Genomic DNA, 25,881 nt, shown 5'->3' with positions numbered 1-25,881 from the left:
GATCTCCTCCGCACGCTCCTGCTCGGTACGAACACTAAAAATCATCGTCACTCCCTCCCCACACGCAGCCCCCCAGAAGTCTCACCAACAGGGTGGCAAAGCGCGGGCCCGGCGAGCGACCCGGCAGCAGGGTCGCGACTCGCCCGGGGAGGCGGGGCGGCGGGGTGGGCGACGGAGCTGTGGACAACCCCGGGGGCGCGGTGCGGACCTGTGGACAGGGCCGAGGTGAGGGTCGTCGAGCCGGTGTCTGCTGCCTGGTATGACACCGACGAAGCTCGACTATCCCGTCGACCGCCACGGCCTGATCCGACGCGACCTCACCGTCGAGGCCGGGTTCTCCGACCACGACCTCGCGCACTCGGTCAAGACCAAGCAGCTGATCCGCCTCACCAGCGGCGTCTATCGCGCGCGGATCGACGTCGACCCCAAGGACCGCACCGCGGTGGCCGAAGCGCAGATCGAGGCGTTCCGGCTGAAGAGCCTCGCGATCGCGACGGGCCGGGACCACGGCGGCAACACTGCCCTGAGCCACACGTCGGCGGCGATCGTGCACGGGCTGTCGCTCCTGAAACCGGAGCTGGAGCTGGTGCACCTCACCAACGGTGAGATCGGCGGCGGACGAGCACGCAAGAACTCCCTCCTGCACGCCGGCGATCTACCGCCCGGAGATGTGGTGAAGGTCAACGGCGTGTGGATCACCAGCCTCGCGCGCACCGCAGCCGACGTCGCCCAGCTCGCACCGGCGCACGATCCACTCGCCTTCTCCCAGGCCATGACCGTGTTCGACGCCGCGCTGCGGGCCGGGGTCGACCGGGATGAGTTGGCGGCGCAACTGGATCGACGACGACGCCGCGGCACCCGCGTCGCGAAGGCGGCACTGCCGTGGGCTGATCGGCGGGCGGAGTCGGTCGGCGAATCGTGGGGTCGCGCGCAGATGATCCAGCGCGGGCTGCCGGCCCCGGAACTCCAGGTGGAGTACCACATCGGCGGCAAGACCCACCGCGTCGACGGCGACTGGGAGCGCAGACTCGTCTGGGAGTTCGACGGCCGCGGCAAGTACCAGCGGTACCTCGCCGAGGGCGAGGCCCCGGCCGACGCATACTGGCGCGAGAAGAAGCGCGAGGACGCACTGCGCTCACTCGGCGTCTTCGTCGTCCGAACGTACTGGGACCTGATGGAGCGCGGCCAGGCCGTCGACCCGATCGAGCGCGCCCTCTTCCAGCTCGGCCTCTGCTGAGTCCGCCCGTCGTCGACGTCGACGGCACCCCACCCCGCCAGGCCCGCGAGTCGCGACCCTAATCGCGCCTCGCGCTCCGAGCTCCGAGCGCGAGGCGGCAGCAGGGTCGCGACACGCGGAATTCGGGTGTGCGCGACGGGGATTCGGGGGTGCACGACGGGAACTAGAGGGAGATGCGGCCCTGTTCGGCGGCTTGGCCGATGTCGGTGCGGAAGTGGGAACCGGGGAGCTTGACCGCCGCGAGGCGCTCGTAGGCCTGGGCGCGCGCCGCGCGGAGGTCGTCGCCGCGGCCGACCACCGACAGCACGCGGCCACCTGCGGACACGACGCGGCCGTCGGCGTTGAGCTTGGTGCCAGCGTGCAGCACGCCGTCGCCGCCGGCGCCGACGATCACGTCGCCGGTGCGCGGGGTGCTCGGGTAGTTCTCGGCGGCCAGCACCACCACGACGGCGGCACCGGAATGCCACCGCAGGGGCGGCAGCTGCGCCAGGGTGCCGGTGGCGGTCGCGTTGAGCGCCTCACCAAGCGGGGACTCCAGCAGTTCCAGGACCGCCTGCGTCTCCGGGTCGCCGAAGCGGCAGTTGAACTCCACCACGGCCGGGCCCTCGTCGTCGACGGCCAGGCCCGCGTACAGCAGGCCGTTGAACGGCGTGCCGCGCTTGCTCAGCTCGGCAGCGACGGGCTTGCACACCTCGTCGACGATCCGGTCGACCATCGCCTGCGGCAGCCACGGCAGCGGCGTGTAGGCGCCCATGCCGCCGGTGTTGGGTCCGCTATCGCCGTCGCCGACGCGCTTGTGGTCCTGCGCGGGCAGCAGCGGCACCACGGTGTCGCCGTCGACCAGACAGAACAGCGAGACCTCGGGTCCGGACAGGAAGCTCTCCAGCAGCACCGGGTGCCCGTTCTCCAGGCAGTCGGCGGCGTGCGCTCGGGCGGTGGCGCGGTCCGGGGTCACCACGACGCCCTTGCCCGCGGCCAGGCCGTCGTCCTTGACCACCCAGGTGGGACCGAAACGGTCCAGGGCGGCATCCAGCTCGGCCGGATTGTCGACGATCTCGGCGCGCGCGGTGCGCACGCCGGCGGCGGCCATGACGTCCTTGGCGAAGGCCTTGGAGCCCTCGATCTGCGCGGCGGCGGCGCCCGGCCCGAAGGTGGCGATCCCGGCCGCACGCAGCGCGTCGGCCACGCCCAGCACCAGCGGCACCTCGGGACCGATCACCACCAGATCGGCGGCGAGCTGCTGCGCCAACGCGACCACCGCCTCGGCGGAGGCGACGTCGACGGCGTGGTTGGTGGCCACCGACGCGGTGCCCGCATTGCCGGGAGCGGCGTGCAGCTCCGTCACCGACGGGTCACGCTGAAGTCCAAGAAGCAGGGCATGTTCGCGGCCGCCCGAGCCGATCACGAGTACTCGCACGTCGTTCAGCCTAGTGCGTTCGGTACCGGAGCCGGGAACCGAACTCCACCACCAGCACGGCCAGCACCGGCGCCAGGCAGCCGACCACCGTCGCCACGAGCAGCCCGCCGCCGACCGCAGCGATCACCGCGCCGACGAGCAGCGGCACGGCCGCGGCCAGCAGCAGCGGAACCAGCCGGTGGTCGAGCCCGGCCAGGAAGTAGTACATGGCGACGGTCCCGAAACAGAACAGCGCCAGCGGGATCGCGACCGAGCCGTACACGGCGAGATCAGAGATGGCGGTCTCGCCCTCGAACCAAAGCGCGATCAGGTGAATGCCCGAGCCCACCGCCGCGCACGCCACCACGATCACCATGCTGCCGTAGCCGAACACGAACGAGCGGTGCTTGTTGCGCTCCAGCGGCCGCCCCACGTCGAGCCGGAAGTACAGCCACCACATCGCGAACGTCACGCCCATCGCGGTGAGCCCGAGGACCGCCGTCTGCAGGCTCCAGCCGGTGCGGCCGATCAGCGCCTGCAGCACCGCGACGGTGCCTACCACGCCCTCGCCGAGGGTGATCACCACCAGCGTCGAATAGCGTTCGACGATGTGCCCGGCATGCCACGGCGTCGGGGTGAATCGGGTCTCCGCCAGACCCGGGCCCAGCAGTTCCACGGCCATGCAGACCGCGATGCCGATCAGGGTGGGACCGAGCGTCAACGGCACCGCCGCCACCACGATCCATCCGAGCTGCGCGAGCGCGGTCATGCCCGCGTAGGTGAGGCAGGTGGCCCGGTAGTCCGGCGCCTGCGCGGCCGCCCGCAGCCACTGCGCGATCATCGCCGCGCGCATCACCAGGTAGCCGACGATCACCACCACGAGGTCGACGTGCGCGTCGGCGTCGATGGACGCGAACACCGGCGGCATGCCGATCGCGATGATCGCCACCCCGATCATCTGCACCAACGTGAGCAGGCGGTACAGCCAGTCGTCGGTGTCGAAGGCCGACGAGAACCACGCGAAGTTGATCCACGCCCAGACCGCCGCGAACGTGGCGATGCCGTAGCCGAGGATCGCGGCCCGGTAGTGCCCGTGCGCCAGGTACTCGGCCAGTTGGACGCCGGCGATGGAGAAGGCGACCACGAAGACGAGGTCGTAGAACACCTCGAGTCCGCTCGCGGCGCGCTGCTCCTGCATCGGATCACGGCCGCTCATCCGCCGCAGACTCGTCGGAATGCTCACTCGGAAAAGCGTAGACCGGTGTTCGTCGTACCCTGCGGATAATCTCGACGACATGCAGACGCGCAGCTTGTCCAGCCGGGACCGTCCCACCGCCGACGCGGTGATCACCGCGCTGGCCGGCCCCGACGCCCGCCTGCGACCGGATCAGGAGACCGCCGTCGCCACGCTGGCCACGCCCGGCTCCCGGGCACTGGTGGTGCAGGCCACCGGGTGGGGCAAGTCGGCCGTGTACTGGGCCGCGACCGCGGTGATCCGCGCCAACGGCGGCGGGCCCACACTGATCGTGTCGCCGCTGCTGTCGCTGATGCGCGACCAGGTGTCCGCGGCCACCCGCGGCGGCCTGCGCGCGGCGACGCTGAACTCGTCGAACGTCGACGAGTGGTCGGCGATCGAGGACGACCTCACCTCCGGCGCGTTGGACGTGCTGCTGGTGTCCCCCGAGCGGCTCGCCAATCCCGGTTTCGGCCGCCGCGTCCTGGACGCCCTGGCCGGCCGCCTGGGTCTGGTGGTGATCGACGAAGCGCACGCCATCTCCGACTGGGGTCACGACTTCCGGCCCGACTACCGGCGGGTGGCCGACGTCCTGCAGCAGCTCAACCCGCAGACCTCGGTGCTGGCCACCACCGCCACCGCCAACGAGCGCGTCACCGCCGACGTCGCCGCGCAGCTAGGCGCGGCCACCCTGGTGCTGCGCGGGCCGCTGGCGCGAAAGTCCCTGCACCTCAACGTGATCGACGGCCTGTCGCCGATCGAGCGGTACGGCTGGGTGGCCGATCAGATCGCCACGCTGCCCGGTTCCGGCATCGTCTACGTGCTCACCGTGGCCGACGCCGACCGACTGGTCACCGCCATCAAGGCCCGGCACGGCGACGACTACCCGGTGGCCGCCTACACCGGCCAGCTGCCCGCCGACCAGCGCCACGGGCTCGAGGACGACCTGCTGGGCAACCGCGTCAAGGCACTGGTGGCCACCTCCGCGCTCGGCATGGGCTTCGACAAGCCCGACCTCGGTTTCGTGGTGCACGTGGGCGCGCCGCCGTCCCCGGTGTCGTACTACCAGCAGGTCGGTCGTGCCGGGCGCGCGCTCGACGAGGCGGTGGTGGTACTGCTGGCCTCGCGCATGGACGAGGCGGTGTGGGACTACTTCGCCACCGCCACCATCCCCGACCCGCAGCGGATGGACCGACTGCTGGCCGCCCTCGCCGAATCCGACGGCCCGGCCAGCGTCCCGCAGCTGGAGGCGCGCACCGGCATGCGCCGCACCCGCGTGGAGCTGGCGTGCAAACAGCTGGCAGTGGACGGCGCCACCGAACGCACCCCCGACGGCTGGGTGCTCACCGGCGCCCCGTGGACGTACGACGCCGAGCACTACGCCGGCGTCCTCGCCGTGCGCCGCCGCGAGGCCGAGATCATGCGCGCCTACATCGGCGGGCGCGACTGCCTGATGAAGCTGCTCACGCAGGCGCTCGACGATCCGCTGGCGCAGGACTGCGGCCGCTGCAGCGTGTGCCTCGGCCATCTCACGCCGGGCCTGTCCGCGCAGGTGCCCACCGAGACGCTCGGCATCATCTCCGCCGCGCTGCGCGGTCAGGCGCAGCTGCTGGAGCCGCGCAAGATGTGGCCGGGCGGGGTGTTCGGCAGCCGCGGCCGGATCCCGGCCGGGCAGATGGCCGAGGCCGGCCGGGTGCTGGCCTTCGCGGACGCGCCGCAGTGGACCGACACCCTCGCCGCCGCCCGCCAGTCGGGCGAGGCGGCCGAGACCGCACGGACCGAACTGACCCGCGCCGCCGTCGCGGTGCTGGCCGAGTGGGGTCGCGCCGGGGTCAGGCCCGAACTCATCTGCGCGCTCGACCTGGGGACCGGGCTGGCCACCGACCTGGCGCGTCGTCTCCGCGACATCGGAAAGCGCGCGGACAGCGCCGACTTCCCGGTGACGCCCGGGCCCGGACCGGGCCGCGATGCCAACGGCGCCGCCGACGCGGCCCACTGGCGCGACCGGCTGGGTGCGCCGCCGCAGCTCGACGGCGCGAGCGTGCTGCTGGTGATCGACGAGACGTCGTCGACGTGGCCGATCACCCTGGCCGTCGCCGCCCTGCGCGAGGCCGGCTCGGGTCCGGTGCTCCCGCTGCTGGTGCACCAGACCGTGTAACCGAGTCCCCTGCGGGCAACTCCGTCCGCGCAGGCCCCGCGTACTCGTACGATCAAACGATGTCGACCATCCTCATCGGAATTCTGGCGCTCGTGGCCGGAGCACTGTTCTGCTTCTACGGGATCGTGGCCATGCGCGTGGTCATCGCGGCGTGGGGCGCGTTCGTCGGGTTCAACGTGGGCGCCGGCCTGGTGTCGGCGGTGAGCAACGACGGGTACCTCGGCACCGCGGTCGGCTGGATCGTCGGCATCGTCGTCGCGCTGCTGTTCGCGTTGCTCGCGTACCTGTACTACGCGGTGGCGATCACCCTGGCGATGGCCTCGATCGGCTTCACCCTCGGCACCGCCGTCATGGTGGCCTTGGGCATCGACTGGAACTGGCTGATCATCCTGATCGGCGTCGTCGCCGGTGTGCTGCTGGCCTGGCTGGCGCTGGCCGTCGACCTGCCGGCGGTGGTGCTCGTCGTGCTCAGCGCACTCGGCGGCGCGACCGTCTTCGTCGCCGGGCTGATGTTCCTCACCAGCAGTCTGACCACCGCCGAGGTGAGCCGCGGCACCGTGACCGCGACCATCGGCGCGCACTGGTGGTGGTGGCTGATCTACGCGGCACTCGCGCTGGCCGGGGTCGTCGCGCAGTCGCGCCTGATGGGATCGGGCGACGACGCACGACAGCGGTGGTGAGCCGGGGCCGCGGCCCCGCACACCACCGCTGAGGCGAAACTAGGCGGTCGGCTCGTCGGGCACGTTCTCCTGGTAGCCCATGGCGCGCAGCGAGGCGCGGATGCGGCGGGCCGACTCGTCGAGCACGGCCGGGTCCGGGTTCTGCTCGGCGGCCCGCAGGTCGAAGAGCTCCTCCGACCAGGCCGGGAACACGTGGATGTGCAGATGCGGCACTTCCAGACCGGCGATCAGCAGGCCCATCCGCGGCGCGTCGTAGGCCTTCTGAATGGCGCGGCCGACCATCTGCGAGACGCTGGTGAGGTGCGTGAAGGTGGGGGTGTCGATCTGCTCCCAGTGATCGATCTCCTTGCGCGGCACCACCAGCACGTGGCCGGGCGTCACCGGGTTGATGGTCAGGAAACCGACCGTCTGGCCGTCCTTCCAGATGAACCGGCCGGGCAGTTCCCCATTGATGATCTGCGTGAAAATCGATGCCATGCCTCAACCTTAGTCCGGGGCGTCCAGGCGCGGCAGCATGAACCAGAACCGCGCGCCCTCCCCCGCGACCGACGTCACTCCCACCGTGCCGTGGTGCGCGGCGATCAGGGCCGCGACGATCGACAGGCCCAGTCCGCTGCCGCCCGCGCCGCCCGTCCGATGCCGGGAGGCGTCCCCGCGATAGAAGCGGTCGAAGACGTGCTCGGCGTCCTGTTCGGACAGGCCCGGACCGGCGTCGATCACCTCCACCCGCGCCTGATCACCGACGGCGGCCACCACCACGCGGATCGGGGTCTGCGACGGCGCGTGCGCCACCGCATTGCCGATCAGGTTGCGCACCACCTGGGTGAGCCGCGCCGCGTCGGCCTCCACCACCGGCCCGCTGTCCGCGCTCCGGTGTTCCACGACGATCTCGCGGCCGTCCGCGGCCACCCGGGCGGCGGCCACCGCGTCGTCGATGAGCACCGGCAACTCCACCGGGGCCATCGCCAGCGGCCGCTGCGCATCCAGGTGCGCCAGCATCAGCAGGTCCTCCACCAGCAGGCTCATCCGGTCGGCCTCGGCGGACAGGCGGGCGATGCCGTCGGCCGGGTCCGGGGTCATCCCGTTGCGGATGAGGTCGGCGAAGCCCTTGATCGAGGTGAGCGGCGTCCGCAGCTCGTGCGAGGCGTCGGCGACGAAGCGGCGCATGCGTTCCTCCGAGGCCCGCGCCTGCTGCTCGGAGGCCTCGGTGGCGTCGAAGGCCTGCTGGATCTGGCCGAGCATGGTGTTCAGCGAGGTCGCCAGGCTGTCCACCTCGGTGCCGGGCGCCATCTCGGGAATGCGCTGGTGCAGGTCGCCGGCGGCGATCGCGTGCGCCGTCTCCTCCACCCGGCGCAGCGGCCGCAGCGCCGACCGGACCAGCAGATACCCGGCCGCGCCGACCACCGCGACCACCACGGCACCGATCCCCAGCTGCAGCCACACCAGGCGGCTGAGGGTGCGGTCGAGGTCGCGCAGCGGCGTGGCCACCACCACGGTGGCGGTGCCCGACGTCCGCTGGATCACCCGCCACTGCGGCCCCTTGCCCGTCGAGTCGACGGTGGTGGGCCCCACGTCGCCGGCCGGCAGCCCGGACAGCTCCGGCGACCACCCGTAGTCGCTGGTGATCGAGGTGCCGTACGGGGCGTCGGACACCTGGACGTAGTAGTTCGACGGCGGGCGCCGGGGCCCCGGACCGCCGTGGGGTCCGCCCTCGAAGCCCCCGCGCCCGGGCCGCGCCCAGGTGTCGGTGGCCTCGGTGAGGCCGGTGTCGATGCGGTTGAGCAGGTCGTCGTGCATCGCCGAGGTGACCGCGACGCCCGAGGCCAGCAGGCCCAGGATCACCAGGGCCAGGGTCGACAGGACCAGCGAGATCCGAAGCGGCACACCGCGTCTGGGCCGAAGTCGCATGTCAGTCCCGCGGCTCGCGCATCACGTAGCCCACGCCGCGCAGCGTGTGGATCAACCGTTTCTCGCCGGTGTCGATCTTGCGGCGCAGGTACGAGACGTACGACTCCACCACGTTCACGTCCCCGCCGAAGTCGTAGTTCCACACGTGATCGAGGATGCGCGGCTTGGACAGCACCGTGCCGGCGTTGACCATGAAGTAGCGCAGCAGGGTGAACTCGGTGGGCGACAACGCCACCGGCACACCGGCCTTGAACACCTCGTGGGTCTGGTCGTCGAGTTCCAGATCGGCGAACCGGATGCGCGAGGGCTCCGCCTCGGCGTCGCCGAAACCGCTGCGCCGCAACAGCACCTGCAGTCGTGCGATCACTTCTTCCAGACTGAACGGCTTGGTCACGTAGTCGTCGCCGCCGATGGTCAGGCCGGTCACCTTGTCCTGCACCGAGTCTCGCGCGGACAGGAACAGGGCGGGGGCGTCGATCCCGTCGGCCCGTAGCCGCCGGAGCACGCCGAAGCCGTCCATGCCGGGCATCATCACGTCCAGGATCACCACGTCCGGGCGCACCGACCGCGCGAGGTCGATCGCGTTGGGCCCGTCCACCGCGGTGGTCACGTCGTAGCCCTGGAACTTGAGCGAGACCGACAGCAGTTCGCGGATGTTCTCCTCGTCGTCGACCACGAGCACCTTCGCCGGACGGTCGGGAGCAGCGGTAGCCATGTGCCCATTCTGTACCGCGGCGCTGGCCGATACCTGCCGGTTTCCTGTCAGGTCACTGTGAGTCGCGGTGTCGCCGCATCAGCGGCGACGGGAAGCCGGCCACCGGCCGCTGATCCCCGAGCCACTCGGCGAGTTCGTCGGCGCGCGCCCGCAGCGCCCGCTGCGCCGACGCCGGGACGTCCTCCAGCAGCAGGATCTCGATGTCCGGGCCGTCCGGCCGCTGCATCCAGCCGCCCACGATGCGCCCGTCCCACCAGGCCGTCTGGCCTCCGTTGCCGGTGCTGTCGAACAGGTCCGCGGCATGCGCCCCGAGGTAGAAGCCGCGCTGCTTGTAACCCATCGTGGTGGGATCGAGCGCGGGCAGCAGGAGCGCCCGCGGGGGCACCTCGTCCAGGTCGGCCAGGTCGTCGGGCAGCAGGTACCCCACGTCGCCGGACTCGAGGTCCACCTCGAGTCCGTCGAGCTCGGCCAGCGCCTTGCGGACCGCGGTCTTGGTGGAACCCAGCCACCACACCAGATCGGTCTCGGTGCCCGGCCCGTAGGCGTGCAGCCAGCGGCGCACCAGTTCGACGTGCCCGCGGTGGGCGTCCAGGGGCTCCAGTTCGGCGCCGAGCCACGAGGTCATCGACGTCCACGTGTTGCGCGCCTGATGCCAGGGCGCGGTGCTCACCCCGCGCACCACGTCGCCGCGCGCGGTCAGCAGGTTCACCACGCGCGGCAGGAGCGGCGACGGTCCCCCGTACGACTTGCCGGGCGAGACCTGCACCGACACGTCGAACTCCGCGAGCGCACCCCGCAGCTCCGGAGTGCTCAGGCCCCGGTCGGTGAGGGCCTCGACCACCGCGTCGCAGGCCGCATCGATCCAGCCGTCGGGATCGGGAAAGTCGTTGCGCCGCATGTCGCGCAGCAGATTGGTGCGTTCGGAGGCGGCCACCCGCGCGCCCACGGCGCCGACGGCCGCGGCCAGCAGCGGCCGCGTCATGACGAACAGTGTCCGGCGCATCACCAGGTGCTTGACCAGCGACCGGTCCTCGTAAAGCGCGGCCTCGAGGCGTTCCGGGCGCATGCTCGCCTCGCGCGCCCACGCCGACAGGTGCACGGTGGACGGTGTGGTCGCGTGCAGCCCGACGACGGCGTCGGCCAGCTGTTCCGGCGAGGCTCCCGTGTCCCCGGCGAGGAGTTGCCGGTGCTGCAGGCGCGCGCGACGCTGGGCGTCAGAGACGAACGGCCGCAACGGCTTGCACCTCCACCAGTTGGCCCGGGTAGGGCAACACCGTCACCCCCACCACGATCGCCGGGGGCGTCGCCCGCCACCACCGATCGACGATCTGCCAGACCCGACCGAGCAGCTCGCGGCGGTCGCTGGCCACGTACACGGTCAGCGACGCGACCGTCTCGGCGGCGGCGCCGCCGGCGGCGAGCACGGCGTCCAGCTGCGCCAGGGCGCACCGCGTCTGGGCCTCGGCGTCGTCGGGCGCGACGAGCTCACCGGCGTCGTCGAGGGGCGAGATGCCCGCCGTGAACAGGGTGGCGCCGGCGTCGACCACCGCGCCGTGGACGAACCCGCCGTCGTGCAGGGATGCGGCCCGAAACGGGCGGACCCCGGGCCCGCTCACCGGAAGCTCAGCACTTCATCGCCCCAGGCGCGCAACAGGTTTCGGTCCAGGCTGGTGACCGGGGTGTCGGTGGCCCCGATCAGCAGCGAGTGCTGGTCGGCGGGGTCGTACGGCTGCCACCGGGCCGTCGAATCCGCCGAGGTCGGGTTCCCGGTGGCCGCGAAGCCCAGCCAGCGCTGCTGCATGCGGGTGGTCACGGCGAGGCCGGTCTTGCGGCCGCCGAGCCGATAGCTGATGTCGGCCTTGCTGGAGGCCGGGTTGCCCCAGACGTACGGCAGCTCGGTGGCGTGGGTGGCGCCGATGCCCAGCGCCCGGAAAAGCGGTGTGGCCCAGTCGTATCGGTACAGGTAGACGGGGGCGCGATGGCTGTGCGCCTCGGCGATCCACACCGCGGGCATGCGGAAGGCGAGGTCGCGGGAGACGCCCATCGACCGGGCACTGCTCTTCTCCGGGTCGCGCACGCGCCCCGGGTACGCCTCGGCGACGACGTCGTCGGCGGGGATCGCCAGTTCCGGCCGCTCCTGCGCGATCAGCTCGAACATGGCGTCCACCTGCGCCCCGGTCACCGGCATCAGCGGCGTCTTCATCCATTTGAACAGCGAGGTCTCGTCGCGGTTGGTGCCGATCAGCAGCGGGACGTCCAGGGCCCGGCCCTCGCGGATCGCCTGCAGCGGATGCTCGGGCACCAGGTCGCCGTCGACCACCGGCGTGTAGGCGATGGTGCCCGCGTAACGGACCGGCACCTCGTTGAACACCCGGACGCTGGCGTCCACGAGGGCCTGCACCGGGAGTTCACGCAGCTGCGCGGGGGTGACGTCGGCCGGGGCACCCAGCTCGGTGAGCAGCATGTCGGTGTGCCGAAGCCCGCGCTCGAGGTGATAGACGCTGGTGGCCGGGGAACTCTGCGAGATGGCCCGCGCGAACAGCCCCTCGGCCGCGGGCACCGCGAGCAGCGTCGTCACCAGTCCGCCGCCGGCGGACTCGCCGAAGACCGTCACCTGCTCGGGGTCGCCGCCGAAGCGTTCGATGTTCGCGCGCACCCACCGGAGCGCCTGCAGCACGTCGGACAGGCCGCAGTTGCTGTCGCCGATCTCCTCGCCCCACTCGGCGAAGCCCAGCGCACCCATCCGGTAGTTGAGGGTGACCACCAGCGCGGGCTGGTCCTCGCGCACCGAGGCCCGCACCAGCGCCGCGCCGTCGTACAGCGGCTGACTGCCGGAGCCGCAGATGTACGCCCCGCCGTGCAGCCAGACGAGCACCGGCCGCCGTGCCTGGCCGACGGCGGCTCCGGCCGGGGCCCAGATGTTCAGGTACAGGCAGTCCTCGTCCTGGGAAGCGCCCGCGCCGAGGTCGATCACCGGCATCACCGGTTGCGGGCAGACGTCCCCGAACGAGGTGGCCGCGCGCACCGTCGTCCACGGCTGCGGGTCCCGGGCGCGACGCCAGCGCAGCTCGCCCACCGGCGCCTGCGCGTAGGGGATGCCGCGCCAGACGTGGACGTCGTCGTCGGCGACTCCCCGCAGGGGACCGAAGGTGGTTTCGACGGTCACTTCCTCGATGCTCACCTGCACCAGTGTGCCGGATGAGGGCCGTCGACGACGGTGGGATGACACCCGCCACAGTCCGCGTCCGCCGACGAGAAGATCACGGACGCGCCGCACGGAAAAGCCGCATTTCAGGGCTCAATAATCCCGCACGCTGCGGGTTTGCGCGTCGGAAAAGTACTTACTGTGCGGTAAGTGCGAATCGCCATCCGCCCGCCGAGTGTGATCCACTGACACCCGCAGCGCGATTGAGACTCGACAGCCCATTCGTCTCAATCGCTGCGCCTCTTCATCGCGGTAAAGGACTTCCATGACTCATCAGAGGATCAGCGGCCGCACCGGATTGCTTCGCGGGGTAGCAATCGGTCTGGTCGCCGCACTCAGCATCAGCGGGGCCGTCGCCACCGCGGCGCCCGCCCAGGCGGCCGGCCCGCTGGCGCAGTACCTGAATCTGCCGACCGTGAACCGCGACGCGGCGCACGGCCCCGGCGGCATCCACCCGAAGCTGCCCACCGACGTGCCGACGCTCGGCAAGCTGGTCGACCAGGCACGCCGGAGCGGGGTGGCGCCGACGTCGTACCGCGCACTGCTGCTGCAGTACTGGCTGGCCGACACCACCCGCGCCGCAGGCATCGACTTGAAGTCGTGGAACCCGCGCGCCGGGGTGAGCGCCAACCGGCAGAACCTCATCAAGTCGTACCGCTACTACGAGAACCTGCAGCTGGCCCATCGCGAACTGCAGTGGGCGGGCATGGCCGGCATGGTGGGCGCCGACTTCGGCGGCGGCCTGGCCGACTTCGAGATGGCCACCGACATCTACGACTTCGCCCGACTGCAGCCGGTGGCCAACGCCATCGTCAGCGAGACCAACCGCACTCTGGGCCCGGTCTTCGTCGACAAGCTGCCCACCGGGCTGCGCGCACTGGCCCGCGTGGGCGCCGTGATCTCGGCCGCCGACCTGCGCAAAGTGCAGGGCGACATCCTGGTGATGCAGAAGAACATCTTCACCGACCTGATGCCCGCCCACCGCGCCTACACCGAGGCCGGCATGCCCGCGATCGCCGAGCTGCACGCCGCCGACCTGATCGACGACGAGATCCTGCAGGCCTGGAAGAGCATCGCCTCCAAGGAGCCGGCCGCCGTCGCCGCGGGCAACGCCCGACTGCTCCAGCGCGAGCAGGGCGAGGTGATCAAGGACCAGTGGGATGCCGTGCGCGCCTACAAGGGCGACGTGGGCCAGGCCCTGACCTACGCCACCACCGTCGCCGGGTCGCCGTCGGTCGCCGGCGTCGTGCCGCCGCGTTCGTACCGACCGCTGCAGGTCACCGGCACCGCGCCGGACGGCCGCACCGCCACGCTGACGCTGCCGCTGGCCACCTGGAACTGGTCGGTGTACCCCGAGCGCTGGGACTACATCACCGAGCAGCTCCTGCCCAAGTACAAGAACCTCGTCGACCACCACTGGGGCACGCTGCGCGCCCAGCTGCGGGTGCCGTACGAGCAGCAGTTCGAGTCGCACCGACCGATCTGGAACATCCTGCCGACCCTGCAGTCGGCCCTGGAGACGATGAAGGTGACCTACCAGTGAAACGCTCACTTCTGACCGGCCTGGCCGTGGTCGGCGCCGCCGCGGTGACGCTCGGCCTCGCGGCCCCGGCATCGGCCGACCCCGGCCGCACGCCCAACCGCACCCCCGGCCTCGGCGAGGTCTTCAACGGCTACGTGGTCGGCACGCTCCGCGACGCGACCGTCGCCACCCCGGACCAGCTCGTCGAGCCGATGCGGCCCGGCGACCCGTTCTACGCCGAACCCAAGCTGACCGACGCCGACGTCCCCGGCACGCTGCTCAAGGCCCAGAAGGTGGCCGTGCAGTACACCGGCGTGCGGCCGGCCCACCTGGACGCGTACAAGACGATGTTCGTCACCACCGATCTGCAGGGTCGCCGCGACATCAGCACCGGCATCGTGATGATTCCGCGCGACGGCAAGAAGAACGCCGAGCGCAAGGTGGTCGGCTTCCAGATGGCCAACGACAGCGTCGGCGGCAACTGCCACCCGTCGGCCATGTGGACCGGCGCCGACCCGATGGACGGCGCATCCATGTCCGCCCTCGGCCCGCTGGCGCTGATGTTCGACAAGGGCTACGCCGTGGTGATCTCCGACGTCGGCAACAACGGCGATATGAGCCCGCACGGCGTCTTCGCCGGCCGCTACAACGCGATGTCGACGCTCGACGGCCTGCGCGCCACCCTCGGCGACGAGAAGATCGGCCTGGCCGCGGACGCGCCGATCGGCCTGTTCGGCGTCGCCGGCGGCGGCGTGGGCATCGGCTTCGCCTCCGAACTGCACGAGCAGTACGCGCCGGAGCTGAACATCAAGGCGACGGTCCTCGAGGGCATGGTGGTGGACTACCGCAACTTCATCCGCACCGCCGACGGCTCCGTCGGCTCCGGTTTCGCGATGGCCACCCTGCTGGGCCTGGAGCCGCACTACCCGGACATGAAGATCAACGCCAAGGTCAACGGCGTCGGTCGCGCGGTGGCCGACTACTACCGGACGCAGTGCCAGACCCCGGCGTACTTCACGCTGCCGATGGTGCCGCTGAGCACGCTGTTCAACGGCCAGAACCCGGCCGACATCCCGGACTTCCAGCGGGCGTTCAAGGACAATCGGCTCGGCAAGGGCACCCCGGCCACCGGCAACCGGACGCTGATCGCCTCGTGCGCGGCCGACGACTCCCCGATGTCGCTGGTGCCGGCGGCCGACTCCCGCACGCTGGCCAAGCAGTGGCGTAGCCGCGGGGCCAAGGTGGACTACCAGCCCACCGACTGCAGCATGGTCCGCTTCCTCACCGACATGTACGGCTGGGGCACCGACCTGTTCGGCATGCAGACCATCGACTGGCTGGCCGCGAACCTGAAGGACTGACACCGGTCCGACCGACCCCACCGATCCGCACGCCCCGACCTTTTCGGGGCGTGCGGATCGTCGTAGGCGGGGTCTACCGTGAAAGGCATGAACGTGCCACTGATTCTGCGCGACGAACCCTTCACCGAACCGACCCCGGTGGAACTGCCCGAAACGCTCACCGTCGCCGAGTTCGCCGAATCGGTGACGCTCGCCGACCTGCCGTCGATCTTCGACGCCGGCTACACCGAACTGGCCGCCGCCGCCCCGATCGGCCCCGGTTACGCGCTGTACTCGGGCCCGCCCCTGGGCACCTTCGATCTGGAGATCGGCTTCCCCGTCGCCGTCGTCCCCGACGGCTTCGACGCGGGCACCTTCCCGGTGGGCCGCGCGCTGGCGTTCAGTCATCTCGGCGGCTACGAAAGCCTCGGCGCCTCCTGGGGCCGCCTGATGGAGCACTTCGGCGCGTCGGAACTGGGCGAGGTGAAGTTCATCGCCGAGGTCTACACCACCGACCCGTCGGTAACCCCGGCCGCGGACCTGCGCACCGACCTGTTCGTCATCTACTGACCCGGACCCCGCCGACCCCCGACCCCCGTGTCGCGACCCGTGCCTCGTGTCGCCCGCGCTGCAAGCCGTCGACACGAAGGACGGGTCGCGACACGAGATGGCGTACAACTTGTACAAGTTGTACGCTCTAGGTATGACCACCGTGACCTTGTCCGATTTCCGTGCCCGGCAGGCCGATCTCATCGCCGTCGCGCAGCGGGAGCCTGTCGAGATCACTTCGCGCGGCGCAGGTAGACGCGCGGTGGTCGTTTCGCCAGAGTTCTACGATCGTGCAGTCCAGGCACTCGAGAACGAGGCGGACATTCGTGCCGCTGCAGCAGCCAGAGCGGAGACCGAACGCATTTCACACGAGGACCTCACCGCCGAGCTCGGCTTCTGACCCGTGACGTACCGGATCACCTACGTCGCCTCGGCGGCTAAGGCGCTCCGCAAGCTCGATAAGCAGACCGCCCGGCGCATTCTCCAGGCGATCGAGAAGCTCGCGGACGATCCGCGCCCACCAGGTTGCATCACCCTGCAGGGCGGACACGGGGAGCTGCGGATCCGAGTCGGCGACCACCGAGTGGTGTACGACGTTGAAGACGACGAACTGATCGTGCTCGTCCTGCGCTTGGGCCACCGGCGCGACGTGTACCGAGCGAAGTCCTGACTCCGCCGAGCCCATGCCCCCTATGTCGCGCCCCGTGCCTCGTGTCGCCCGCGCTGCAACCCGTCGACACGAAGGATGGGTCGCGACACGCGGGGTCTCGGGGCGCGGGAGCGCTGCGACCTGGGCCGTTGTGGAGCCCCCTGTCGGACTTGAACCGACGACCTACGCTTTACAAGAGCGTTGCTCTACCACTGAGCTAAGGAGGCATGTGCGTGCGTGAGTATATCCGCCGCAGCGTGAGGAAGATTCTCGGCTCCACCCAAGCCACGATCGACACCATCGAGCCGGGCAGCATCGTCGTCGCACCGCGTCGGCCGATCGAATGGACCGACGAAGCCGCGATCACCGAGGTCCTCGACCTCGCCACCAAGGTGGGCGCGGTGCTCCTGGATTCGGGTACCGGCGCCATCGACACCCGCGACCAGGTGGCCTTCGTCGCCAGCATCTACGGGCTCGACGACGTCGACGTGGACGTCACCTTCAACACGATCCTGGTCAGCGCACGCCGCGGCAACACGCTCCCGCCGATCACCACCGTCCGCACGGTGCACTACCGCTCGCACGACTTCACCCGCCTCGCCCAGATCGACCGGCTGATCCGACGCATCCGGCAGCTGGCGATCAATCCCGCGACGGCGCACCGCATCGTCGACGACATCCTGGCCGCCAAGCACCCCTATCCGTACTGGGCGGCGAACCTCGCGTGGGGCCTGCTGGCCTTCGGCGTCGCCATCTACCTGGGCGGCGCCTGGCTGGTGTCGCTCACCGCATTCGTCACCTCCGTCGTGATCGTCGCGGTGAACCGCAGGCTGGCCCGCATCGGCACGCCCCCGTTCTTTCAGCAGCTGGCCGGCGGTTTCATCGCGGTGATCCCGGCGGCGGTGATCTTCCGATGGGCCGCCGACACCAGCTTCGCCTTCCTGCCGTCGCAGATCATCGCGGCGGGCATCGTCGTCCTGCTGTCCGGATTGTCCCTGGTCGGCGCCGTGCAGGACGCGATCACCGGCGCTCCGATCACCGGCACCGCGCGGTTCACCGAGGTGGTGGTGATGACCGGCGGCATCCTGGTGGGCGTGGCGCTGGCGATCCGGCTGCTGGCCGCCGTCGGCGTGGACCTGCCCGAACTCACTACCGTGACGCCCTTCGGCGCCTCCGAGATCCCCGCGCGCATCACCGGCGGCGCGCTGGCGGCCGTCGCCTTCGCCTTCGCCTCCTACGCGGAACGACGCGCCCTGCCGGCCGCCTTCCTGGCCGGCATCCTGGGCGCCGGTGTGGCCGCCTCGCTCACGCTGACCACGCTCGGCAACATGCTCGGCTACGGTTTCGCTGCCGTGCTCGTCGGCCTGGTCGGCGGCCTCGCCGCCCGCCGCGCCCTCACCCCGCCCCTGGTCATCGCCGTCGCCGGCATCACCCCGCTGCTGCCCGGCCTGGCGATCTACCGCGGCCTCTACGGGTTGATGAGCGGGCGGATCGCCGACGGCCTGGGCGAGACCGCCTTCGCCTTCGGCATCGGGTGTTCCCTGGCCGCCGGAGTCACCCTCGGCGAGTTCATCGCCCGTTCCCTGCACCAGCCCGCCATACTGTCGACCCTGCAGGAGCGGTCCCGCCGCCAGGTCCTCAAGGCGCGTGCCTCGGCGCGCCCGCTCCGCCCCCTGCGCCGACCGCGACCGCCCGGCGGCGCTTGACCCTCACCCGACGTCAGGGCGCACCCTGGAGGCATGACAGAACGCTGGACCGTCGGGCAGCTGGCCGACCTCACCGGAGTCACGGTGCGCACCCTGCACCACTACGACGCGATCGGGCTGCTCACCCCGAGTGACCGGTCGCCGTCGGACTATCGGCTCTACGACGCCGCCGACCTGGAGCGGCTGCAGCAGATCGTGCTGTACCGGCGGCTGGAGATGCCGCTGGAGCAGATCGCGACCCTGCTGGCCGGCCCGGACGACGCCGCCGAACACCTGCGCCGCCAGCGGCGCGCCCTGGAAGCACGACGCGACGAACTCGACGAGCTCGTCGCCGCCGTCGACCGAGCATTGGAGAGAACCGTGAACCACCGACCCGCCACCGCCGCCGAGACGGCCGAGATCTTCGGCGACGGCTTCCGCGACGAATACCAGGCCGAAGCCGAGGACCGGTGGGGCCAGACCGACGCCTGGCGGCAGTCCGCGGCGCGCACCAAGCGCTACACCAAGGACGACTGGCTCGAGGTGAAGGCCGAGACCGACGAGATCAACGCCGCCTATGTGGCGGCCCTGCGCGCCGGGCTCACCCCCGACAGCGTGGCGGCGATGGAGATCGCCGAACGCGCCCGACGGCAGATCGACGACCGCTTCTACGACTGCCCGCCCGAGTTCCACCGCCGCCTCGGCGAGATGTACATCTCCGATCCCCGATTCACCGCAACCTACGACGAGTTGGCGTCGGGCCTGGCCCGATTCGTCCGCGACGCGATAGTCGCCAACGCCGATCACGCCCAGAGTCGAAAAGACATTCGGGCGCGCGACCAGGTAGAATAGCCCCATGCCGCCGAAGACCACTGACATTGTTGAAGACGAAGAGCTGGACACCCTTGCCGACGAGACCGCGGCAGCAGCCCGTCGCGTGGTGGCCGCCTACGCCACCGACGCCGAAGAATGCGTGATGTTGTTCTCCATGCTGGGTATCGCCCCGGGAGAAGACGACTAACTCCATGCGGCCTGCCACCTCGCCCGCGGGGTCCGACTTCGTCGTCGTGGCCAACCGCCTGCCGGTCAACAAGCAGGTAACCGCCGACGGCACCGTCTCCTGGACGCGTGCGCCGGGCGGCCTGGTGACCGCCCTGGCTCCAGTCTTCGACAGCCAGCCGGGCGCCTGGGTCGGATGGACCGGGCAGCCCGATACCACCGACGACCCGCACGTCGACGGCATCGACATCCACGCCGTGCCGCTGAGCTCGGCGGAGGTGGAGGACTACTACGAGGGCTTCGCCAACTCGACGCTGTGGCCGCTGTACCACGACGTGCTGGTCAAGCCGGTCTATCGCGCCGACTGGTGGGACACCTACGTCACCGTGAACCGACGCTTCGCCGAGGCCGCCTCGGCCGCGGCCGCCGAGGGCGCGACCGTCTGGGTGCAGGACTACCAACTCCAGTTGGTGCCCGCCATGCTCCGTGAATTGCGGCCCGACCTGAAGATCGGTTTCTTCCTGCACATCCCGTGGCCGCCGCTGGAGCTGTTCAACCAGTTGCCGTGGCGCCGGGAGATCCTCGACGGCCTGCTGGGCGCCGACCTGATCGGCTTCCACCTGCCCGGCGGCGCCCAGAACTTCCTGGCCCTCACCGCCCGCCTCACCGGACGTCCCGTCTCGTCGGCACCGGTCGGCGTCCGCACCGATTTCGGCACCGTCGACGTCGACGGCCGCACCGTGCAGGTCGGCTCGTTCCCGATCTCCATCGACTCGGCCGGCGTGGCCGCGCAGGCCGACAGCCAGGCCGTGCGCGAGCGCGCCGTCGAGATCCGCGAGAGCCTCGGCAACCCGAAGACGCTGCTGCTCGGCGTCGACCGCCTCGACTACACCAAGGGCATCGACGTGCGCGTCGAGTCCTTGGAGCGCCTGTTCGCCTCCGGCCGGCTCGACCCGGCAGACACCGTCCTGGTGCAGCTGGCCAGCCCGAGCCGGGAGAACGTGGACAGCTACGTCGCGCTGCGCGACAAGGTCGAACGCACGGTGGCGCACATCAACGGCACCTACGGGACCGTCGACGCGCCGCCGATCCGCTATCTCCTGCAGCCGGTGCCGCGCGCCGAACTCCTCGCCTACTTCGTGGCCGCCGATGTGGCGCTGGTGACCCCGCTGCGCGACGGCATGAACCTGGTGACCAAGGAGTACATCGCGTGCCGCTCGGACCTCGGCGGCGCGCTGGTGCTCAGTGAGTTCACCGGCGCCGCAATGGAACTCGAGGCCGCATACCTGATGAACCCGTACGACGAGGCGGCCACCGACGACGCCGTGCTGGCCGCCGTCACCGACGACGACGCCGAGCGCCGCCGCCGGATGGGCATCCTGCGCGATCAGGTGATGCACAACGACGTGGACCAGTGGGCCCGCAGCTTCCTGGACACCCTGACCGGAAAGTGAGTACGCGGTGAGCGCACCGGAGCTCGACGCCGACCTGCGGCACGCCCTCGACGAGTTCTGCGGCCGCGACCGCGTGCTCGTGGCCTCCGACTACGACGGCTGCATCGCGCCGATCCAGCCGCGCCCCGACCTGGCCGTGCCGAACCCGGAATCGCTTGCGGCACTGCGCGAGTGCGCCGAACGCTCGCACACGCTGGCGGCGATGGTCTCGGGCCGGGCGCGCGACGACCTGGCCGCCATGTCCGGCCTGACGTCGGCTCCGGCGAGCGACCTGGTCCTCGTCGGCAGCCACGGCGCCGAATTCGACACCGGCTTCGATCAGCCGATCACCGCCGAGCAGCAGGATCTTCTGAACCGGATCATCGACGAATTCGGTTCCATCGCACGCCGATTCGACGGCACCAGCGTCGAGACCAAACCCGCGAGCACCACCCTCCACGTGCGCAATGCCTCCCCCGCCGACGCGACCGCCGCCCTCGCCCTGGCCGCCGACGGGCCGGCCGCCTGGTCCGGCGTGCACGTCACCGAGGGCAAGGCCGTGGTGGAGCTGGCCGTGATCGAAACCAGCAAAGGCCTTGCGCTGGACCGACTTCGGGACCAGTTCGGCGCCGACGCCGTGCTGTACCTCGGCGACGACGTGACCGACGAAAAGGCATTCGCGCACCTGCACCGCGGCACCGACGTCGGGATCAAGGTGGGCACCGGGGTCACCGGCGCACAGTTCCGCGTCCCGACCACCGACCACGTCGCCGCCGTCCTGGCGTACGTGGCGGGGCACCGCAACTAGTCGGGCACCAGAACTAATCGGCGGCGCCGACCACCGTGAGCGGGTCGGCGTAGACCGCAGCCAAGGCCACCGCCACCGGTGCCGCCTCGGTCACGTGCAGCCCGAACCGCGTCGGCGCGATCTCCAACGGCCAGTGCGTGGTGGTGGCCGCATCGAAGCGCGCCTGCACCGGCGCCAGTCCGCGCGGGTGATCGGTGAAGGCCTGACCGGCGACGATGATCGAATCCGGATTGATCACGTCCCGCATCGCCGCCACCGCCTGCCCGAGCGCACCGGCCCGCGCGTCCACCAGCGCCCGGTCGTCGGGAGCCGTCCCGCGACGCTCGGCCGCGGCCTTGAGCGCGGCCGAGCCGATCACCGATTGCAGCGGCGCCACCGGCTCGGAGTGCAGCGGGCCCGGCACCACCGGCAGCGCCGCGATCGACCCCGCACCCCGCGTCGGCTGGTGCACCTGATCGTTGATGATCATCGCCATGCCGACCGTCTCGCGCGCGTAGAAGAACAGGGCGGCGCCGTGCGGCACCACCTCGCCGCCGAGCAGCAGTTCGGCGGCGGCCATCGCCTGCACGTGCTCGGAGACCGACACCGGAACCCCCAGTGCCGCATACAGAGTGGGGCCGAGCTTCTGATCGCGCCAGCCCAGGATCGGGTGGTCCACGACGCCGGTCTCCGGGTCCACCGCACCGCCCAGCGCCGCGCCCACCCAGAGCAGACGACGGCCGGAGAAGCGCGCGGCCAGTTCGGCCAGTTGCTCGCACAACCGCTCCACCGCCGCGTCGGCGCTCACACCCGCGAGGTCCTGCGTCGCGATGGCGTGGCTGTAGAGGGTGCGCCCGCCCAGGTCGGCGATCACCAGCGTGGTGCGGCGCGCGCCGACGTGCATGCCGGCCACGCAGAAACGGTCCCGGTCCAGCGTGATCGGCACCTTGGGCCGCCCCACGCCGCGACCCTCGTGCAGGTCGGGTCGTTCGTTCACCAGTCCGGTCGCGGCCAGCGCCACCACCTGCCGATTGACCGTCGCCACCGACAGTCCGGTGCGGGCGGCGACCTGGTCGCGCACCGACGGCCCGCCCATCCGAACCGCGTTGAGCACCAGACTCGACGGCGCCGTCCCCACCCGCAGCTGTGCCGCCACCACTCCGCTGCCGCTCATGGCGTCGAATCTAGCAGCCGTCCGAGCCGTCGACGCGCGCCTTAGACTGGTGGACATGACGACCTCGGACAGCACGGAAGCAACAGTTCAGGGCAACGGAAAGGTCGCCGTGGTGACCGGCGCCAGCTCCGGCATCGGCGCTGCGAGCGCCCGCGCTCTCGCCGCCGCCGGTTACACGGTGGTGATCGGCGCCCGCCGGGTGGACCGCATCGACGCGCTGGCCACCGAGATCGGCGGCCGCGCAATGTATCTGGACGTGACCGACGCCGCGTCGGTGGAACGTTTCGCCGCCACCCTCGACCGCGTCGACGTGCTGGTGAACAACGCCGGTGGCGCCAAGGGCCTGGCCCCGATCGCCGAAGCCAACCTGGACGACTGGCGCTGGATGTGGGAGACCAACGTGGTCGGCACGCTGCGCGTGACCAAGGCCCTGCTGCCCGCGCTCATCGCCTCCGGCGACGGCCTGATCGTCACCATCACCTCGATCGCCGCGCTGGACACCTACGACAACGGCGCCGGGTACACCGCGGCCAAGCACGCCCAGAGCGTGCTGCACCGCACCCTGCGCCCGGAGCTGCTCGGCCAGCCGGTCCGGCTCACCGAGATCTGCCCCGGCATGGTGGAGACCGAGTTCTCCCTGGTCCGGTTCAACGGCGACACCGACCGCGCCGGCAGTGTCTACAACGGCCTGACCCCGCTGACCGCCGACGACGTCGCCGAGGTCATCGCCTTCGCCGCCTCCCGGCCCCCGCACGTGAACCTGGACCGCATCGTGCTGATGCCGCGCGACCAGGTGGACGCCCGCCGCAACATCCGCACCGGCTAGCCCCGCACACCGCGATGTGTGAACAGGCGCCCGTGGATTCTCCGGTGAATTGTCAACGGTTCCGCGCACATGCAACGAGCTGTCCACAGACCTGAAATTTTCCGAATTCCGGCCCGCCACCCGTATTTATTGTTTCTCCCATGACATGGGGGATGTTGGAACTGGTCAGCGATACCGACCTGTTGCTCGCGGGGGCGAGGGGCGACAAGACGGCTTTCGGAGCGCTCTTCGCGCGGCACGAGAGATACCTGGCGTCCGTCGCGCTGCGCACCACGCGCGACCCGGAAGACGCCGAGGATGCGCTGCAGGATGCGTACGTGTCGATCATGCGCACCGCGGTCGGTTTTCGCGCCGACTCGTCGGTCCAATGCTGGATGCACCGCATCGTGGTCAACGCCGCCTTCGATCGCATTCGGCGTCGGCGGCACCACGACGCCCGGCCGCTGCCCGACGCCGACGACACCCTGCCCGTCCGCACCGAGAACGACTTCACCGACACCGTGGATCTGCGCCTGTCCATCGGCCGGGCCTTGGACGTCCTGCCCGCCGCGCAACGCGAGGCAATCATCGCCGTCGACTTCGAGGGCCGCTCGGTCTGCGAGACCGCGCGGGCCCTCGGCGTGGCACCCGGCACCGTCAAGAGTCGCTGCGCCCGCGGACGCAACAAGCTCGCCCTCGTGCTCGGGCACCTGCTCGACGACGAGTGACGCGGCTACTCGTCGAAACCGGCGAGCACCGCGGCCGTGCCGGACAGGCCCAGCCGGTTGGCGCCGGCGGCGATCAGTTCGGCCGCGAACTCCGCGGTCCGAATACCGCCGGAAGCCTTGACCCCGGCGCGGGTGCCGACGGCCTCGCGCATCACCCGCACCGCCTCGACGCTGGCACCGCCCGCCGGATGGAACCCGGTGGAGGTCTTCACGAAGTCGGCGCCGGCGTCCACCGCACGACGGCACACCTGGGCCAGCCCCTCCGCCCCGATCGTCTCCAGCAGCACCGCCGACTCCACGATCACCTTGAGCACCGCGTCCGCGGCCCCCTCGCGCACGGTGATCACGTCGGCGAAGATCTCGTCGTAGCGTCCGGCCACGGCCGCGCCCACGTCGATCACCATGTCCACCTCGTCGGCGCCGGAATCCACCGCGAGCCGAGCCTCGGCGGCCTTCACCAGGGAGTGGTGCTTGCCCGACGGGAAGCCGACCACCACGCACGTCTTCTGCGCACCGGAGTTCACCGGCAGCATCGACGGCGACAGGCACACCGCGTAAGTGCCCAGCTCAGCGGCTTCGGCCAGGGCGGCCGCCGCGTCCTCGCGGGTGGCCTCCGGCTTGAGGAGCGTGTGGTCGACGAGGGCCGCGACGTCGGCCCGGCGCAGGTTGGTTTCAGTCACACCTACGAGCTTGGCACACTGGAGCCTGTGACCGAGTCAGACACCTCCCGCATGCCCGACGACGGCCGCAGCTTTGTGCTGACCCTCGGCTGCCCCGACCGCACCGGCATCGTCGCCGCCATCTCCGGTTTCATCGCCGACATCGGCGGCTGGATCACCGAGGCGGCCTACCACTCCGATCAGACCTCCGGCTGGTTCTTCACCCGCCAGGCCGTGCGCGCCGACAGCGTGGAGTTGTCCATCGAAGAGGTCCGCGAGCGCTTCGCCCGGGTGGTCGACGATCAGCTCGGCCCGGAGAGCGAATGGCAGCTGAGCGACACCAGCGCGCCCAAGACCGCGGTGCTGCTGGTGAGCAAGGACAGCCACTGCCTCACCGATCTGCTGGCGCGCGTCGAGCGCGGCGAGCTGCCGGCCCGGATCCCAGCGGTGATCGGCAACCATCGCGACCTGGAGTCGTTGACCACCCGCTTCGGGATCCCGTTCCATCACGTGCCGTTCCCGGCCGGCGATCCGGGGGGCAAGGCTGCTGCCTTCGCCCAGGTGCGCGCCCTGGTGGACTCCTACAACCCGGACGCGATCGTGCTGGCGCGCTTCATGCAGATCCTGCCCGCCGACCTCTGCGAGGCGTGGGCCGGACGCGCCATCAACATCCACCACAGCTTCCTGCCCAGCTTCATCGGCGCCCGCCCGTACCACCAGGCCTTCGACCGCGGCGTCAAACTGATCGGCGCCACCTGCCACTACGTGACCGCCGACCTGGACGCCGGCCCGATCATCGAGCAGGACGTGGGCCGCATCAACCACGACCAGACGCCGGCCGACATGGTCCGTCAGGGCCGCGACATCGAGACCCTGGTGCTCTCGCGCGGCGTGCGCTGGCACCTGGAAGACCGCGTCCTGGTGCACGGCCGCAAGACCGTCGTCTTCGCCTGACCCGAATCCAGGTGCCCCAGATTCGAGTGCCCCAGCTCCAGGTGCCCCGAATCTAAGTGCCCGA

At 70.9% G+C, this 25,881-nt stretch carries 26 protein-coding genes and 1 tRNA gene; 16 read left to right on the top strand and 11 right to left on the bottom strand.

The features are described 5' to 3' along the window. The first annotated feature begins 259 nt into the window (after positions 1-259). A complete protein-coding gene (locus ACFFJD_RS17585) occupies positions 260-1,237 on the top strand; it encodes a hypothetical protein (protein ID WP_382366542.1) in 978 nt (325 codons plus the stop codon). 163 nt (positions 1,238-1,400) lie between these two features. Here the strand turns inward: ACFFJD_RS17585 and purD are convergent, their stop codons facing one another. Together purD and ACFFJD_RS17575 are read right to left on the bottom strand one after the other, a co-directional pair. Continuing rightward, entirely contained in the window at positions 1,401-2,654 is a 1,254-nt protein-coding gene (purD, locus tag ACFFJD_RS17580) for a phosphoribosylamine--glycine ligase (RefSeq protein WP_382366540.1), read from the bottom strand. A 10-nt stretch (positions 2,655-2,664) separates the two neighbouring features. Continuing rightward, positions 2,665-3,876, bottom strand: a complete 1,212-nt coding sequence (locus ACFFJD_RS17575; protein WP_382366538.1) for a low temperature requirement protein A — start codon at positions 3,874-3,876, stop codon at positions 2,665-2,667. A 52-nt stretch (positions 3,877-3,928) separates the two neighbouring features. Between ACFFJD_RS17575 and ACFFJD_RS17570 the strand changes: the two genes are divergently transcribed. Together ACFFJD_RS17570 and ACFFJD_RS17565 are read left to right on the top strand one after the other, a co-directional pair. Next, positions 3,929-6,025 carry a RecQ family ATP-dependent DNA helicase gene (locus tag ACFFJD_RS17570; protein WP_246992411.1) on the top strand — a complete coding sequence of 699 codons (2,097 nt, stop codon included), beginning with the start codon at positions 3,929-3,931 and terminating at the stop codon, positions 6,023-6,025. 59 nt (positions 6,026-6,084) lie between these two features. Next, on the top strand, positions 6,085-6,705 hold the full coding sequence (locus ACFFJD_RS17565; protein ID WP_382366535.1) for a TM7S3/TM198-like domain-containing protein: 621 nt from the start codon (positions 6,085-6,087) through the stop codon (positions 6,703-6,705). A 39-nt stretch (positions 6,706-6,744) separates the two neighbouring features. Here the strand turns inward: ACFFJD_RS17565 and ACFFJD_RS17560 are convergent, their stop codons facing one another. Genes ACFFJD_RS17560 through ACFFJD_RS17535 form a run of 6 tightly spaced genes read right to left on the bottom strand, consistent with a single transcriptional unit; the run spans position 6,745 to position 12,509 of the window. Further along, positions 6,745-7,182, bottom strand: coding sequence for an HIT family protein (locus ACFFJD_RS17560; protein ID WP_246992415.1), 438 nt, complete (start codon positions 7,180-7,182; stop codon positions 6,745-6,747). A 9-nt stretch (positions 7,183-7,191) separates the two neighbouring features. Next, a complete protein-coding gene (locus ACFFJD_RS17555) occupies positions 7,192-8,589 on the bottom strand; it encodes a sensor histidine kinase (protein ID WP_382366533.1) in 1,398 nt (465 codons plus the stop codon). Between the two features lie 25 nt (positions 8,590-8,614). Further along, positions 8,615-9,328, bottom strand: coding sequence for a response regulator transcription factor (locus tag ACFFJD_RS17550; RefSeq protein WP_382366531.1), 714 nt, complete (start codon positions 9,326-9,328; stop codon positions 8,615-8,617). Between the two features lie 52 nt (positions 9,329-9,380). Beyond that, positions 9,381-10,562 carry a winged helix DNA-binding domain-containing protein gene (locus tag ACFFJD_RS17545; protein ID WP_345312833.1) on the bottom strand — a complete coding sequence of 394 codons (1,182 nt, stop codon included), beginning with the start codon at positions 10,560-10,562 and terminating at the stop codon, positions 9,381-9,383. After that, a complete protein-coding gene (locus ACFFJD_RS17540; protein ID WP_382366528.1) occupies positions 10,543-10,944 on the bottom strand; it encodes a RidA family protein in 402 nt (133 codons plus the stop codon). The genes ACFFJD_RS17545 and ACFFJD_RS17540 overlap by 20 nt, the downstream gene beginning before the upstream one ends. Beyond that, a complete protein-coding gene (locus ACFFJD_RS17535) occupies positions 10,941-12,509 on the bottom strand; it encodes a carboxylesterase/lipase family protein (RefSeq protein ID WP_382366526.1) in 1,569 nt (522 codons plus the stop codon). The genes ACFFJD_RS17540 and ACFFJD_RS17535 overlap by 4 nt, the downstream gene beginning before the upstream one ends. Positions 12,510-12,798: 289 nt before the next feature. Between ACFFJD_RS17535 and ACFFJD_RS17530 the strand changes: the two genes are divergently transcribed. The 5 genes from ACFFJD_RS17530 (at position 12,799) to ACFFJD_RS17510 (ending at position 16,614) form a co-directional block, all read left to right on the top strand. Then, positions 12,799-14,076 (top strand): hypothetical protein, encoded by a 1,278-nt coding sequence (locus tag ACFFJD_RS17530; RefSeq protein WP_382366524.1) that lies wholly within the window; start codon positions 12,799-12,801, stop codon positions 14,074-14,076. Continuing rightward, complete coding sequence (locus ACFFJD_RS17525; protein ID WP_382366522.1) at positions 14,073-15,416, top strand: lipase family protein; 1,344 nt, start codon at positions 14,073-14,075, stop codon at positions 15,414-15,416. The genes ACFFJD_RS17530 and ACFFJD_RS17525 overlap by 4 nt, the downstream gene beginning before the upstream one ends. Before the next feature lie 87 nt (positions 15,417-15,503). Further along, entirely contained in the window at positions 15,504-15,965 is a 462-nt protein-coding gene (locus ACFFJD_RS17520) for a GyrI-like domain-containing protein (RefSeq protein WP_382366520.1), read from the top strand. Positions 15,966-16,098: 133 nt separating this feature from the next. Next, positions 16,099-16,344 carry a type II toxin-antitoxin system prevent-host-death family antitoxin gene (locus ACFFJD_RS17515; RefSeq protein ID WP_246992431.1) on the top strand — a complete coding sequence of 82 codons (246 nt, stop codon included), beginning with the start codon at positions 16,099-16,101 and terminating at the stop codon, positions 16,342-16,344. Positions 16,345-16,347: 3 nt separating this feature from the next. Further along, the gene (locus tag ACFFJD_RS17510; RefSeq protein WP_246992433.1) at positions 16,348-16,614 is read left to right on the top strand and encodes a type II toxin-antitoxin system RelE family toxin; all 267 of its coding nucleotides are present in this window, start codon (positions 16,348-16,350) and stop codon (positions 16,612-16,614) included. Between the two features lie 131 nt (positions 16,615-16,745). Here the strand turns inward: ACFFJD_RS17510 and ACFFJD_RS17505 are convergent. Then, positions 16,746-16,820 (bottom strand) — tRNA-Thr (locus tag ACFFJD_RS17505). A 6-nt stretch (positions 16,821-16,826) separates the two neighbouring features. Between ACFFJD_RS17505 and ACFFJD_RS17500 the strand changes: the two genes are divergently transcribed. Genes ACFFJD_RS17500 through otsB form a run of 5 tightly spaced genes read left to right on the top strand, consistent with a single transcriptional unit; the run spans position 16,827 to position 21,518 of the window. Beyond that, entirely contained in the window at positions 16,827-18,299 is a 1,473-nt protein-coding gene (locus ACFFJD_RS17500; RefSeq protein WP_246992435.1) for a threonine/serine exporter family protein, read from the top strand. Positions 18,300-18,332: 33 nt separating this feature from the next. Further along, positions 18,333-19,130, top strand: a complete 798-nt coding sequence (locus ACFFJD_RS17495; RefSeq protein ID WP_382366517.1) for a MerR family transcriptional regulator — start codon at positions 18,333-18,335, stop codon at positions 19,128-19,130. A 4-nt stretch (positions 19,131-19,134) separates the two neighbouring features. Continuing rightward, a complete protein-coding gene (locus ACFFJD_RS17490) occupies positions 19,135-19,299 on the top strand; it encodes a hypothetical protein (RefSeq protein ID WP_382366515.1) in 165 nt (54 codons plus the stop codon). Positions 19,300-19,303: 4 nt separating this feature from the next. Beyond that, the gene (locus tag ACFFJD_RS17485) at positions 19,304-20,731 is read left to right on the top strand and encodes an alpha,alpha-trehalose-phosphate synthase (UDP-forming) (RefSeq protein ID WP_382366513.1); all 1,428 of its coding nucleotides are present in this window, start codon (positions 19,304-19,306) and stop codon (positions 20,729-20,731) included. A gap of 7 nt (positions 20,732-20,738) precedes the next feature. Beyond that, entirely contained in the window at positions 20,739-21,518 is a 780-nt protein-coding gene (otsB, locus tag ACFFJD_RS17480; protein ID WP_382366510.1) for a trehalose-phosphatase, read from the top strand. Positions 21,519-21,531: 13 nt separating this feature from the next. On the opposite strand, the gene ACFFJD_RS17475 is transcribed toward otsB, so the two are convergent. Continuing rightward, a complete protein-coding gene (locus tag ACFFJD_RS17475) occupies positions 21,532-22,671 on the bottom strand; it encodes an ROK family transcriptional regulator (RefSeq protein WP_382366508.1) in 1,140 nt (379 codons plus the stop codon). Positions 22,672-22,726: 55 nt separating this feature from the next. Here ACFFJD_RS17475 and ACFFJD_RS17470 point away from each other — a divergent pair, with 55 nt between their 5' ends. Both ACFFJD_RS17470 and sigM read left to right on the top strand, forming a co-directional pair. After that, on the top strand, positions 22,727-23,497 hold the full coding sequence (locus ACFFJD_RS17470) for an SDR family oxidoreductase (RefSeq protein WP_382366506.1): 771 nt from the start codon (positions 22,727-22,729) through the stop codon (positions 23,495-23,497). Between the two features lie 140 nt (positions 23,498-23,637). Then, positions 23,638-24,204 (top strand): RNA polymerase sigma factor SigM, encoded by a 567-nt coding sequence (gene sigM, locus ACFFJD_RS17465; protein ID WP_382366504.1) that lies wholly within the window; start codon positions 23,638-23,640, stop codon positions 24,202-24,204. 5 nt (positions 24,205-24,209) lie between these two features. On the opposite strand, the gene deoC is transcribed toward sigM, so the two are convergent. Then, complete coding sequence (gene deoC, locus ACFFJD_RS17460; RefSeq protein WP_382366502.1) at positions 24,210-24,884, bottom strand: deoxyribose-phosphate aldolase; 675 nt, start codon at positions 24,882-24,884, stop codon at positions 24,210-24,212. Between the two features lie 51 nt (positions 24,885-24,935). On the opposite strand from deoC, the gene purU reads away from it, so the two are divergent. Then, positions 24,936-25,817 carry a formyltetrahydrofolate deformylase gene (gene purU / locus ACFFJD_RS17455; RefSeq protein WP_382366544.1) on the top strand — a complete coding sequence of 294 codons (882 nt, stop codon included), beginning with the start codon at positions 24,936-24,938 and terminating at the stop codon, positions 25,815-25,817. Positions 25,818-25,881 lie beyond the last annotated feature (64 nt).

This window comes from Gordonia phosphorivorans, from assembly GCF_042432625.1.
In the GTDB taxonomy this organism is placed as follows: Bacteria; Actinomycetota; Actinomycetes; order Mycobacteriales; family Mycobacteriaceae; genus Gordonia; species Gordonia phosphorivorans.
Note: the sequence above shows the minus strand (reverse complement) of the source record. Positions and strands in the feature narration are given on the sequence as shown.

Coding starts and splice junctions, on each gene's coding strand:
- ACFFJD_RS17485 (WP_382366513.1), top strand. CDS start 19,304: ATGCGGCCTGCCACCTCGCCCGCGGGGTCCGACTTCGTCGTCGTGGCC.
- ACFFJD_RS17470 (WP_382366506.1), top strand. CDS start 22,727: ATGACGACCTCGGACAGCACGGAAGCAACAGTTCAGGGCAACGGAAAG.
- ACFFJD_RS17520 (WP_382366520.1), top strand. CDS start 15,504: ATGAACGTGCCACTGATTCTGCGCGACGAACCCTTCACCGAACCGACC.
- ACFFJD_RS17560 (WP_246992415.1), bottom strand. CDS start 7,182: ATGGCATCGATTTTCACGCAGATCATCAATGGGGAACTGCCCGGCCGG.
- ACFFJD_RS17585 (WP_382366542.1), top strand. CDS start 260: ATGACACCGACGAAGCTCGACTATCCCGTCGACCGCCACGGCCTGATC.
- ACFFJD_RS17515 (WP_246992431.1), top strand. CDS start 16,099: ATGACCACCGTGACCTTGTCCGATTTCCGTGCCCGGCAGGCCGATCTC.
- sigM (WP_382366504.1), top strand. CDS start 23,638: ATGACATGGGGGATGTTGGAACTGGTCAGCGATACCGACCTGTTGCTC.
- ACFFJD_RS17490 (WP_382366515.1), top strand. CDS start 19,135: ATGCCGCCGAAGACCACTGACATTGTTGAAGACGAAGAGCTGGACACC.
- ACFFJD_RS17475 (WP_382366508.1), bottom strand. CDS start 22,671: ATGAGCGGCAGCGGAGTGGTGGCGGCACAGCTGCGGGTGGGGACGGCG.
- ACFFJD_RS17565 (WP_382366535.1), top strand. CDS start 6,085: ATGTCGACCATCCTCATCGGAATTCTGGCGCTCGTGGCCGGAGCACTG.
- ACFFJD_RS17530 (WP_382366524.1), top strand. CDS start 12,799: ATGACTCATCAGAGGATCAGCGGCCGCACCGGATTGCTTCGCGGGGTA.
- ACFFJD_RS17495 (WP_382366517.1), top strand. CDS start 18,333: ATGACAGAACGCTGGACCGTCGGGCAGCTGGCCGACCTCACCGGAGTC.
- ACFFJD_RS17550 (WP_382366531.1), bottom strand. CDS start 9,328: ATGGCTACCGCTGCTCCCGACCGTCCGGCGAAGGTGCTCGTGGTCGAC.
- purU (WP_382366544.1), top strand. CDS start 24,936: ATGCCCGACGACGGCCGCAGCTTTGTGCTGACCCTCGGCTGCCCCGAC.
- ACFFJD_RS17570 (WP_246992411.1), top strand. CDS start 3,929: ATGCAGACGCGCAGCTTGTCCAGCCGGGACCGTCCCACCGCCGACGCG.